We start from the raw sequence: 11,313 nt of genomic DNA on the forward strand, positions 1-11,313 counted from the left end.
GCCGGCAACGGCAAACAACACTCGATGCCTGCTACGCCCGCAACCCACACCGCTACCGCCGCAGGCCCACCGCACCCGGAGTCCCTCCCCGGGCCGGCATCAACCACAAACAACCCACCCCGCTGTCACAAACAGCTTGATATATACCGACGCTACGGCGATCTCGCAGTGTTCCGGCGTTCTCGGCGGGTCACGCGCGATCGAACGAATTACGCGTCCGCGAGCTCCTCGGACTCTTCGAACTCCACGGCAGCGATGATTTCCTTGGTCTCCGGGTGGATCATGAATGCTTCGTCGTCGTCCTCCACCATGATGTAGTCGCCGTGGTCGGTGGCGAAGTGCCAGGCGAGGGTCTTCACGCCGTCGTGCTCGTAGTTGGGGTCTCCCATGGTGATCTTCTGCAGCGCGTAGCCAGCCACATCGCACAGTTCCCGGATGATGACCTCGAACTCGGGAGCGTTGGCAAGGGCTTCTTCGTCTGCGTCAGCCTGGCGCTCGGCAAGGTCCGGAATCAGGGCGACGCGCTCAGCAATGTGCGCTTCAAGCTCCTCATCGGAGAGGACCAGCAGTTCGGACGAGCCGCGAAGGTAGGCGGCGTTGAGGTCGATGATGTCCTCTTCTTCCAGCAATGCCTCGAATTCGCCGTCGAGCTCATCCAGGACGACAACAGCGGCGAGAGGCGTTTCGGACTCGTCCAGCTCGCCGTCGAGGTAGGCCTCGGCGTCGTCCTCACTCAACGCATCAAAGGCTGCTGCGGTGCGGTTGAACAGGTCAAGGTGCCGGGTGGCGCCCATGCCTTCCAAACCGGCACGCACGTAGGCGTCAACCTCTTCACGCTCCGGGGCGGTGAACACGTACTGGGCGAATCCACCGGCCAATGCCTGGGTCATGTAGAAATCGACAAAGTAGCTGTTGAGCGCAGCCGGCGCGATTTCGTCGCTGTTGAGGAGCTCCGCGTACATCTGGTTCACGACGTTGACGTTGGAATCCACTACGTCTGCATTGCCCGCTTCAAAGCTGGTTTTGTTCAGGACGACGGGGTACTCGTTGGTAGTCATGGGAAATCCTCACTGCTGAAAGCTGTTGGTGCTCCGGACGCTTTCAACGTACGCGTGGGAGCAGCGCGGCAATCGAGGTAGAGGTTAACGGAGGGCGAAGTTTGGGAGCCGTTTTCTGCTGACTAAGATTGAGCAGATAACCTCCTGCCGAAAGTAGCCCGACGCATGCCGTCCCACACAGACGAAACCTGGGAACTGGCCATTCAGACTCCTGCCATTAACGACCGCTCTTTGGCGGCCGGACTGGCCTATGCCATGGGCAGCCGCGTGAGCGGAATTTCTTTCGATTCGGCCACCGGTCTCTTGCTTGGCAAGGTCCGCGGCACTGGGCCGCAACCGTATTCGACGTCGGCCAAGCTGGTTCGCAAGCCCAGCGGCTGGAGCTGCACAGTAGGTATTTGCAGCTGCCCGGTCCGCAAGGATTGCAAGCATGTGGCCGCGTTGCTTTTCACGGCTGAAGACCACCCCACCATTCGCGCCCAGCTCCTGTCCCAGGCACCGGGGATCCAGACCTCGCGCCTTGGGTCCTCCGAGCAGGGCGGTTCCGGGCGGCCGGCTTGGGAGCAAGCCCTCAACAGGCTGATCGCGAAGCCGGGCACCGCACCGAGCACTGCCGGCATTCCGCTCGCCCTGCAGTTCGAGGTGGAGGAACCGGCCGCCCACTTCTCCTACACAGGCCGCCGTGACCCCATGCGCAGTGTCCGGCAGCTCAAGGCCCGCCCCGTGATGATGGGTGCCAAGGGCAAATGGATCCGCGGCGACGTCTCCTGGAACAACCTCAGCTACGTCAGTTTCCGCCGCGAATTCAATGAGGCACACGTCGAGTGGCTTCAGACTTTCCTCGCTGCGCACGGTTCCAGCAATGGCCGCCAGCAACCGTCCGGCGCCATGTGGTTGAGCCTGAACGACTTCGCCGCCAAGAACCTCTGGACCCTCCTCGCCGACGCCACTAAAGCCGGCATTCCGCTGATTCACGCGGCTGGTAGCGAGCCTGTCCACGTCGAGACCCAACCCGCCGTCGTCGGACTCAGTTTGGCGCGCCTTGAAGCGTTGGGCGCCAAAGACGGGAAGCAAACGCCCGACGGCGGCCTGCAGCTTGCGCCGTCGGTGACGGTAGGCGGCGAGCAGGTTGATGCCGGAACTGTGGGCTTCCTGGGCAAGCCTGCGTATGGGATTTTCTTCACGCATTCCGGCGCCGAAGCCCTGCCCGGCGTGCCTCAGCAGAACAACCTGATCACGCTCGCCCCGATTGAAGGCGGCGTCAGTGATGAACTGCTGGAGTTTGTTACCGAGGGCGAAACGCTTCAGATTCCGGCCGAGGACGAGAGCAGGTTCCTGACCTCGTTCTACCCGAAGCTGCGGCAGTCAACGCCCGTCAAGGCGGCGGATGAATCCGTGGAACTGCCAACTCTGGCGGTGCCTACGCTCTCCTTGCTCGCCAATTACGGCACCGATCACAAGGTCCGGCTGCACTGGGAGTGGCACTACAAGTCCGGCACGTTGGTCACCGCGCAGCCCTTGTGGCGGCATCCGGATGACCGTGGCTACCGCGATGACCTCGAGGAAGCCCGGATCCTGGATTCGATCGGCCGGCCGTGGGACGTGGTGCCTGCGCTGGCGGAATCCGCTACTGGCGGCTGGGGCGCTCCGCGGCTCGCTGCCTCGGCTGAGCTTTCCGGGCTGGACACGCTGGCTTTCACCGAGGAGATCCTGCCAGCGCTCAAGGACCTGCCCGACGTCGTGGTCGAAACCTCCGGCGACATCGCAGATTATCGCGAAGCCGCCGAAGCTCCCGTTGTCTCCATCTCCACGAAGGAAACGGCGAGCGGCGACTGGTTCGATCTCGGCATCGTCATCACACTCGAAGGCGAACCGGTCTCGTTCGCCGCCGTGTTCTCCGCCCTTGCCGCCGGAATGAGCCGCATGCTGTTGCCCAGCGGCGCCTACTTCTCGCTCGACCTGCCCGAGCTGCACCAGCTGCGCGCACTGATCGACGAAGCCAGGTCCCTCCAGGACAACCCGGATAACAAGGACGGCACCCTGCAGATCAGCCGCTTCCAGGCCGGACTCTGGGACGAGCTCGCACAGCTGGGGATCGTCGACGAGCAGGCCGCCGCGTGGCGTGAGGCCGTGGGCGGATTGCTCGACGACGGCGTCACCGGGCTTCCGCTGCCGGCTGGCCTTAACGCTGAGCTGCGTCCGTATCAGCTTGAGGGCTTCAACTGGCTCAGCTTCCTGTTCAAGCACAGCCTGGGCGGCGTGCTGGCCGATGACATGGGCCTGGGCAAGACTGTGCAGGCGATCGCACTGATCTGTGCGGCCAAGGAGTTGGCTGCTGCTACGGCTGATTCCTCAACGCGCGCTCCGTTCTTGGTGGTGGCCCCCACCAGCGTGGTGAGCAACTGGGCCGCGGAAGCGCAGCGCTTCGCTCCCGGGCTTGTGGTGCGGACCGTGGGTGAAACTTTTGCGAAGAGCGGCCTGTCACCCGTCGACGCGTTGGCGGGTGCCGACGTCGTTATTACGTCCTATGCCCTGTTCCGCATTGATTACGATGCCTACGCAACATTCCAGTGGGCCGGCCTGATGCTGGACGAGGCGCAGTTCGTGAAGAACCACCAATCCAAGGCATACCAGTGCGCGCGCAAGCTGCCGGCCCGGTTCAAACTGGCCATCACGGGCACTCCGCTGGAGAACAACCTCATGGAGTTCTGGGCGCTGACATCGATCGTGGCGCCCGGCCTGTTCCCGAGTCCCAAGCGGTTCGCGGAAAATTACCAGAAGCCAGTGGAGAAGAACGGCGACTCGGCGCAGCTGGCCAAGCTCCGGCGTCGTGTCCGTCCGCTCATGATGCGCCGCACGAAAGAGCAGGTCATCAAGGACCTGCCGCCCAAGCAGGAGCAGGTCCTGGAGGTGGTGCTCAACCCGCGGCACCAGAAGGTTTACCAGACGCACCTGCAGCGCGAACGCCAGAAGATCCTGGGGCTGATCGATGACGTGAACAAGAACCGTTTCACGATCTTCCAGTCACTGACCTTGCTGCGACAGCTTAGTTTGGATGCGTCGTTGGTGGATTCGTCGCTGTCAGGGGTGCGGTCATCCAAGCTCGATGTGCTGTTCGAGCAGCTGGAGGACCTCATCTCCGGGGGCCACAGGGCGCTGATCTTCAGCCAGTTCACGGGATTCCTGGGCAAGGTGCGTGAGCGTTTGGACGCCGAGGGTGTGGAGTACTGCTACCTCGATGGCAGCACCCGAAACCGCGGCGATGTGGTCAGCGAGTTCAAGAACGGTGCTGCTCCGGTGTTCCTGATTTCACTGAAGGCCGGTGGCTTCGGGCTCAACCTGACCGAGGCGGATTACGTGTTCCTGCTGGATCCGTGGTGGAATCCCGCGTCCGAGGCGCAGGCTGTGGACCGTACCCACCGCATCGGACAGGCCCGCAACGTCATGGTCTACCGCTTGGTCGCGAAGGACACTATCGAGGAAAAGGTCATGGCGCTGAAGGCCAAGAAGTCGCAGCTGTTCGCGGATGTGATGGAAGGCGACGCGCTGGCTGGTGGCTCGTTGACGGCGGATGACCTGGCGGCGCTGTTCGCCGAATAATCTCCCCAAACTAGCTCGCATTAGTGGTTGTTCCCAGCGCTGGGAACAACCACTAATGCCAGTCAGTTGGGCCGGAGGTCAGTCGTCCAGCCGCACCCCACGCAGTAACAGCATCGTCCCGCCAACAGCCACTGCGGAAGCCAGGAAGACGCCTGCCGCGCCGAGTCCCACGGCCACAACTCCGATCGCGCTCGGCAGGACAACTTGGCCCACCCTGTTGCCGGCGAGCCTCAAGGCCAGCGCACGTCCGCGTTGGCCTTCGGGGGCCTGGGCTGAGAGCCAGGACATGGTCAGCGGCTGGCCGATTCCCAGGCCTAGGCCTAGGAACGCCATGACGACGAAGAGCAACCACATGGGCATCGGAATGGCAGCTACTGCCAGTGACACCGTGGAAACCGCCAGGCTCAGGACCAGCAGCCTCATCCGTCCCAGTTTCCGGGACATGTTGCCAAGCCCCAGCCGCGAAACCATGGACAACACCGCGCGAACAGTCAGCATCAGGCCAACAGTTGCCGCACTCAGGCCCCGCTCTGCACCCAGGGCGGGTAGATAGACGACGGTCAGGTCCACCACTGCCAGGACGGTGGCGCTGGTTGCCAACGCCCGGACCACGCCAGGGGTTTTGAGCAGTGCCATGGCGCCGCCCTTGGCGCCAGCGGATCCCTTGGACATACGCCTTCTCCGGCTGACCTTGGACGAGACAACAAAAGTTGTTACGAAGAGCACCAGGCTCATGGCCGTCGCCAGAAGGAAGATCGCGTTAGTATCCGGGCGGACGGAGGCGCCGCCCACCAAGGAAATCACCAGCGGTCCAAGTGCCTGACCCAGCGATGCGGCGAACGTCAGATATCCGAAGGCGGAGTCCAAGCGCGCCGACTCTGCATTGTTCGCAACCACCGCCTGCTGCCCCACAACACAAGCGAGCTGCCCGGCGCCAAGAAGGGCCGTCCCAGCTACGAGGGCGGGAACTGATGTTCCGAAGAACAGCAGAAAAGCGGAACAACCCAGCACGACGGCGGACCCTATCGCCATGAGCCGACGCTCACCAAGGCGATCCACGAGTCCGCCGATGGGCAGCGCGAGGAGCAGTGGGAAGACTGCGTAGCTTGCAGCGAGAAGACCGAGCGCAAACCCGGGGACGTCCAGTTCCAACGCCCTGTAGCTGGTGGCTGGCCGGACCAGGAAAGTAACGGCCTGGATGAGGGCCGAATGGATCAGAAGAGCGGTGGACGAGCGCCGTCCCAGTTCGCCAATCATCCGATCACGGGACCGGCGCCTGAAATGGCGCGCAGCGTCTCATCCCGGGCGGCGATGACGTGGTCGAACGCGATCTTCGCCGCCTTGTCCGGCTTTTTCGAGGCTATGGCTTCCACAAGTACCCGGTGGTCGGCGAGGGCCTCTTCCCGGCGGTCGGGGGAGTTGTTGGTGAAGTGCCTGTACCGCTCAACTTGGCTCGAGATCTGGTCATGGAAGCGTTGAGCCCACGAGTTCCCGGCGATAGCTGCGATGGTGGCGTGCAAGGTCACGCCATACTTCATGGCTTCATCAGCGAATCCCACCATGGCTGCATTGCGTTCAAGGATCCCGTGCAGCTTCTCGATTTCCTCCATTGTCGCCTTGGCACACGCTTCGCGGGCCATCAACGATTCCAGTGCAGCCCGTACATCGTAGAGTTCGGAAATCGCCGTCGCGTCCAGCAACGGAACAACTACTCCCCCGGTGGCTTGCTGCTCCAACAGGCTCTCGGAAATCAAGCGCCGGATGGCTTCCCTCAGAGGCGTTCGACTGACTTGGAGCTCAGTGGCCATCGCTGGCTCGTAGATGCGCTCTCCGGGTTTGAGCTCGAGACTGAGGATGCGCCGTTTGAGCTCGCTGTAAACGAGATGCGCTCCCGTGTTCCGTGGTTGATCTGCCATGCTGCCACCCTGGCTAAGAGTTGTGTGTACTTGTATACATCTATACAACTTGTGGGAATTGTGAGCAAACCGGAAGCAACCCGGGGTCACTTATGGCCCCTTCCGAGGCGAAACATGGGCCAGAAGTGACCCCGCGTTGCTTGAATGGAGGCGACCACTTCTGACCAACCCCGTTCGAGCCTGTTCGAGTGCCTTGTTGCCCCGTCAAGGGCCTCATAGGGTCGCATTGCCCAGCCTTCCAAAAGCCGGGCCAAGCACCGAGACAACCCTGACGATGAGGTCCACCATGGCGTTTACCGCGCGAAGAATCCGAAGGCCAGTGGCTGTGCTGGCGGCAGCTGTCACTACCGCAGCGAGCCTTGCACTCATGCCCGCAACAGCACCGAAAGCAACAGCCGACGATGCAGCAGCCGTAACCATCACCCCTAACCCCGCCAGCCGGGGCAAGGCCTTTGAAGGTTGGGGAACGAGCCTGGTGTGGTTTGCGAATGCGACGGCGGGCTACTCCCCCGAGCTGCGTGAGGAGCTGTACCAGAAGGTCTTCGGCGAGGACGGCCTCAACCTCAACATCGCCCGTTACAACGTGGGCGGCGGCAATGCCTCGGACGTAGCCAACTATCTCAACGACGGCAGCGCTGTGGAGGGATGGTGGAAGCCGGTCACCGACGCGCAAGCCGGCCAGGCGCCGTCGAACCTTTACAACCCCGACGGGACAGTCGACAAAACACAAGCCAACAAGCTCGCATTCCTGAATCAGTGGAACCCGGATGACCCCGCGTCCTATAACCCCGACGCCGATCAGAACCAACGGTGGTGGGTGGAGCGCCTCGCCGCCGACCAGCAAATCACCCACTGGGAGGCCTTCAGCAACTCCCCACCCTGGTTCATGACCAAGAGTGGCTACGTATCCGGCCAGGTCAACACCAACAAGGGCGAGAACCTGCTGCCCGAAGCTGAAGGTAAGTTCGCCTCTTACATGAGGCACGCCGTCGAGCTTCTCGAAAAGGGCAGTGGCATCAAGGTGGACACTATCGATCCGTTCAACGAGCCGAACTCGGGCTACTGGGGCACGGACATCAACGCCGCCACGGGGAAGCCGCCGACGACGTACACGCAAAAGCAGGAGGGCGCGCTGATCTACCCTGCCGCCCAGGATCGCGTCACCAAACTCCTGGCCGCGGAACTGGAGAAGGGCAGTACGGATGCGGTCATCTCCGCGATGGACGAGACGGATCCCACCAAGTTCATGACCAACTGGAACGGCTACAGCCAAGAGGCCAAGGACGCGGTTGGGCAGCTTAATGTCCACACTTACGGAACCAATGATCGCCGCAGGGTCCGCGACCTCGCCAACTCCACGGACAAGCCGCTGTGGATGAGCGAAGTGGGCGGATTCTGGACGGGCAACCCGGCGCTCGGCGATTCCACCAGCGGCTGGGACCGTTCCAACATCACCAACGGCCTGGGCATTGCAGGGCGCATGGTGAACGACCTCCGCGAACTCGAACCGGACGCGTGGGTCTTCTGGCAGCCTGTTGAGGACACGTACAAACAGGAAAAGGCGGACAAGGGCTGGGGTTCCATCTACGTTGACTTCGACTGCAATTACGAGGGCCGCGAAGGCTTCTCCAATCGCCGGCTCAATGACGGCGCTTCGCAGGAACAAGCCAAGTGCAAGGTCCTGACCAACCAGAAGTACAACACCACCCGCAACTTCACCCACTATATCCGTCCGGGCGACTTCCTCATCCAGAACGACAACGCCAAGACCGCCAGCGCCCTCCGCGCGGACGGCAACGGCGCCACCCTGGTCCACTTCAATGACACCCCGACGCCGGAAAAGGTCACCATCGATCTGAGCCGTTTTGGCAGCATCGCGGCAGGCGCTAGCGTCACGCCGGTGGTCACCACCAAGTCCCCGCTGGATGACATCGAGAAGAACGCGCTGGTGAAAGGTGCGCCTGTCGCCGTCAACACCACGTCAAAGTCCGCCACGCTTGAGGTTCCTGCCGCCTCAGTGGTGACGTTCGTCGTCGACGGCGTCAGCGGAGTTTCAGACGACGCCGCGCCTGTGCAGGACGGCCACAGCTATCACCTCACCGGTGAGGCAAGCGGCAAGTACCTGACGGCGCGCCCGGATGGTTCTTCCTCGATCGAAGAACTGGGTACGGACGCTGCGGGCGTGGCTCCGCAGATCTGGACGTTCAACGCAGTGAATGCTGACGATGAGTTCGCGAATGATCGCCGTTGGGTCCTGACGAACAAGGACGGCCAGGTGCTCACAGGCAATGGTGGTGTGCTGAACGCCAGTCAATCCGGTGCTGCTTCGCTTGCTTCCCTGACCTTGGACCAAGCCAAGGCGACTCCTGCTGCACAGTGGATAGTGACGACGGAGAACGGCAAGCAGTGGTCGCTGGTGAACGCTGGCGCTGCAATTGCCCTGCAGGTGTCGGGTAACCAGACTGCGGCCGGAACGTCTGTGGCGTTGGCGTCCTCAACAGGAACCACAGCTACAGCAACAGGCAGCCCGCACCAGTCCTGGGCCTTCACGGACATCGCGGACTTGAAACTTCTGGGCACTCAGCCTTTGGAGCTCAGCACGCTCACCGGCGTCGCACCTGTCCTCCCCAGCACGGTGACTCCGCTCTACAAAGCCGGCCCGGGCAAACCGCTTGCAGTCACGTGGTCCCCTGTAGATCCAGCAGCGTGGCAGAAGGAAGGGAAGGTTGCACTCCACGGTTCAGGTGTTGATCCGTACGGCCAGACGTTCACTGATGCGCTCTTGACTGTGACTGTAGGGCAGTACGTGGCAACGGATCCGGCGTCTGTGACTGTTGGTGTCGGCTCCACTTTGGCCTCGGTCCAAGCGGCAGCGCCGAGCACGGTCCCCGGCCAAATCGCTGACGGTCCTGCCCGCAATCCACTGCCAGTGGCGTGGGACTGGTCTTCTTTTGATGCTTCATCGCTGCAATCGACTGGTTCAGTGACCGTTCCGGGTAAGGCTGGCTCCCTGTCCGCGACCCTCTCTGTCGTGGTGGTGGACCGGGTTCCGAGCAGCAACATCTGCAAGGACGACCCCACAACAAGCGCAACCGCCAGCTACACCGAGGGCTCCTACATCGCCAAGAACACGTGCGACGCCAACGCCTCCACCCGCTGGTCCAACTGGGTAAGCGGTGGCCGGGCCGGTGACAGCCTGAGCTACGCCTTCAGCCGGGACTACACCGTTTCCTCCGTGGCCGTGACGTCTGCGGAAAAAGCAGCGCAGAGCCTCAAGATCCAGTACCAGGACGCCGCTGGCATCTGGAAGGATACGTCCGCCGGAACCATCACGGGACTCTCGACGGCGGCACCGGTCACCGTCCGCTTCGACCCCGTGACCACACGTGGGATCAGGGTTTCGTTCGTGACCACGGGTTCGTACACGAAGGTCGCTGAGGTGGCCATCGCCGGTTCCCGCTTGGCGGATGCCGGGCTCGCCGATCTCGGCAGGCTCCTTGTGAACCAAGCCTCGGTCGTGGGTTTTGCTGCCGGAACCAGCGACTATCGGGTGTTGTCGACGTCGGCGACTCCCGCCGTCGTCGGCTACCCGCTGGACACCAACGCGAAGGTTACGGTCCAGCAGCCCACCGCTGAGAACCCGACGGCGGTCGTCACCGTGACAGCGCCGAATGGGACCACGAAGGAGTACCGGGTGACGTTCTCCACCGGTAAGGACGCGTGCAAGAGCAATGGATGGAAGACGAGTCCATCGCCGGTGTTCGGTGATCAGGGCGAGTGCGTGACCTACTTCGCCGAGCGGAAGTAGGCACGATTTGTCACTACCCGTGCCTCCTCCAGATCCGTCCGGAGGAGGCGCGGGGTGCTTAAACGTGTTGGCCACAGACGGATTCTTCAGCCACGCGCCCAGCGGTACGGGGTGGTCGTCGAGACCTTGAGCAGTCCGGAGCGCTCCAGAATTGGGCGCGAGAATTCGGTGGAGTCGCTGTGGATGAGGGTCTTTCCCTTAGCGAGCGCGGACTGGGCACGGCGCGCCGTCAACGCCCGGTAAATCCCGCGGCCACGCCATTCTTGGCGGGTCGCGCCACCCCAGATTCCGGCGAAGTCGGTGCCGGGGACGGGTTCCAGCCGTCCGGCGCTGACGAGGTGACCGTCCGCCTCTGCCACCCACAGCTCCATGCTCTCGTCCAGAGAAAGCCGGCGCAGCAAGGCATCAGCCATCTCATCCGACACCGGTTCGCCGAACACCTCGTCCTGCATCGCGCTCATGGCTCGCACGTCCGGTTCGTCGACCACTTGCCGCAGCGTCACGCCGTCGGGAAGAGGCACATCGACGCTCAACGCCCGGGCTTCGCCGATCATGATCGATTCCGGATCGTCTTGAGTGAAGCCATTGTGCAACAGAGCCTCGTGCAAACCAGGAGCATGATCGTGGCCACGGGTTTTCCATTCGACTTTGATGATTTCGGGTTTGGCCTGGAAGTACGCGATCGCCTCTTCGACGAGCCGCCTGACGCTTTGCTCATCCGCATCGCCGAGGTCCCGGTACGTGATGAACCCGCGTCCGCCAAGGAACGTCGCCAGACGGAGGGGGCCGTGCTTAGTGACCTCCAATGCGCTCGGAGTCTCCGCATCGGTACGAAGCTGCTGATCATAGGCTGCGAGGAACCGGGCCTTCGTCTCGAGTTGAGTCATTCCGCGAGCCTACTGCAACGTGGCGAGTCGCCCGATTCGATGGC

Annotated in this window: 7 protein-coding genes; 2 read left to right on the top strand and 5 right to left on the bottom strand. The window is 62.7% G+C overall.

Going from position 1 to position 11,313, the window contains the following annotated elements; genetic code table 11:
• Positions 1-209: 209 nt before the first annotated feature.
• Positions 210-1,058, bottom strand: a complete 849-nt coding sequence (locus tag AC1DD5_RS14330) for a DMP19 family protein (RefSeq protein ID WP_477521869.1) — start codon at positions 1,056-1,058, stop codon at positions 210-212.
• A gap of 165 nt (positions 1,059-1,223) precedes the next feature.
• Here AC1DD5_RS14330 and AC1DD5_RS14335 point away from each other — a divergent pair, with 165 nt between their 5' ends.
• Complete coding sequence (locus tag AC1DD5_RS14335; RefSeq protein WP_477521870.1) at positions 1,224-4,658, top strand: DEAD/DEAH box helicase; 3,435 nt, start codon at positions 1,224-1,226, stop codon at positions 4,656-4,658.
• A 78-nt stretch (positions 4,659-4,736) separates the two neighbouring features.
• Here AC1DD5_RS14335 and AC1DD5_RS14340 read toward each other — a convergent pair whose 3' ends face one another.
• From AC1DD5_RS14340 to AC1DD5_RS14350, 3 genes are all read right to left on the bottom strand, one after another.
• Complete coding sequence (locus AC1DD5_RS14340; RefSeq protein ID WP_477521871.1) at positions 4,737-5,915, bottom strand: MFS transporter; 1,179 nt, start codon at positions 5,913-5,915, stop codon at positions 4,737-4,739.
• Positions 5,912-6,574 (bottom strand): GntR family transcriptional regulator, encoded by a 663-nt coding sequence (locus tag AC1DD5_RS14345; RefSeq protein WP_477521872.1) that lies wholly within the window; start codon positions 6,572-6,574, stop codon positions 5,912-5,914. Before AC1DD5_RS14345 ends, AC1DD5_RS14340 begins: the two co-directional genes overlap by 4 nt.
• A 213-nt stretch (positions 6,575-6,787) precedes the next feature.
• Entirely contained in the window at positions 6,788-6,943 is a 156-nt protein-coding gene (locus tag AC1DD5_RS14350; RefSeq protein ID WP_477521873.1) for a hypothetical protein, read from the bottom strand.
• On the opposite strand from AC1DD5_RS14350, the gene AC1DD5_RS14355 reads away from it, so the two are divergent.
• Positions 6,942-10,382: a discoidin domain-containing protein gene (locus tag AC1DD5_RS14355; RefSeq protein ID WP_477521874.1), complete on the top strand. Its 3,441-nt coding sequence runs from the start codon at positions 6,942-6,944 to the stop codon at positions 10,380-10,382. The genes AC1DD5_RS14350 and AC1DD5_RS14355 overlap by 2 nt on opposite strands.
• Positions 10,383-10,468: 86 nt before the next feature.
• Here the strand turns inward: AC1DD5_RS14355 and AC1DD5_RS14360 are convergent, their stop codons facing one another.
• Positions 10,469-11,269 carry a GNAT family N-acetyltransferase gene (locus tag AC1DD5_RS14360; RefSeq protein WP_477521875.1) on the bottom strand — a complete coding sequence of 267 codons (801 nt, stop codon included), beginning with the start codon at positions 11,267-11,269 and terminating at the stop codon, positions 10,469-10,471.
• Positions 11,270-11,313: the final 44 nt, after the last annotated feature.

Source organism: Paenarthrobacter sp. 10L420, assembly GCF_056395385.1.

What these genes read in the sequence shown, in the direction of transcription:
- AC1DD5_RS14350 (WP_477521873.1), bottom strand. Translation starts at nt 6,943, where the DNA reads ATGAGTGCAAGGCTCGCTGCGGTAGTGACAGCTGCCGCCAGCACAGCC.
- AC1DD5_RS14360 (WP_477521875.1), bottom strand. Translation starts at nt 11,269, where the DNA reads ATGACTCAACTCGAGACGAAGGCCCGGTTCCTCGCAGCCTATGATCAG.
- AC1DD5_RS14355 (WP_477521874.1), top strand. Translation starts at nt 6,942, where the DNA reads ATGCCCGCAACAGCACCGAAAGCAACAGCCGACGATGCAGCAGCCGTA.
- AC1DD5_RS14345 (WP_477521872.1), bottom strand. Translation starts at nt 6,574, where the DNA reads ATGGCAGATCAACCACGGAACACGGGAGCGCATCTCGTTTACAGCGAG.
- AC1DD5_RS14335 (WP_477521870.1), top strand. Translation starts at nt 1,224, where the DNA reads ATGCCGTCCCACACAGACGAAACCTGGGAACTGGCCATTCAGACTCCT.
- AC1DD5_RS14330 (WP_477521869.1), bottom strand. Translation starts at nt 1,058, where the DNA reads ATGACTACCAACGAGTACCCCGTCGTCCTGAACAAAACCAGCTTTGAA.
- AC1DD5_RS14340 (WP_477521871.1), bottom strand. Translation starts at nt 5,915, where the DNA reads ATGATTGGCGAACTGGGACGGCGCTCGTCCACCGCTCTTCTGATCCAT.